The sequence below is a fragment of the Novosphingobium malaysiense genome (genome assembly GCF_000802225.1).
In the GTDB taxonomy this organism is placed as follows: Bacteria; Pseudomonadota; Alphaproteobacteria; order Sphingomonadales; family Sphingomonadaceae; genus Novosphingobium; species Novosphingobium malaysiense.
Genome location: NZ_JTDI01000057.1, coordinates 1 through 227, shown reverse-complemented (window position 1 = coordinate 227; position 227 = coordinate 1). Strand labels below are relative to the sequence as shown.

General features: G+C 60.8%; 1 protein-coding gene. It reads right to left on the bottom strand.

What is annotated here, in order from left to right; genetic code table 11:
- Positions 1–108: 108 nt before the first annotated feature.
- Positions 109–227 (bottom strand): OprD family outer membrane porin (locus tag LK12_RS25400; RefSeq protein WP_156135607.1); only part of this gene is annotated, 119 nt, incomplete at its 5' end.

Genomic DNA, 227 nt, shown 5'->3' with positions numbered 1-227 from the left:
GTTCGGCAGCCAGCAGTTGGCCGGCAAAGGCCAGACAGGCAGTTGCCAGTGCGGCGCGGGTCAGTACGGATTTCATGATGAATGATTCCTCGTGAGTCTTGTTGTTGTTTACCAAATCGGCAGCGTGTAGCCGACGATGACACGGTTCTCGTCCGCGTCGCGGGCGAAGTCGGAGCGGAAGCTGGCGTTGCGTACGCGCACGTAGAGGTCCTTGAGCGGCCCGCTCT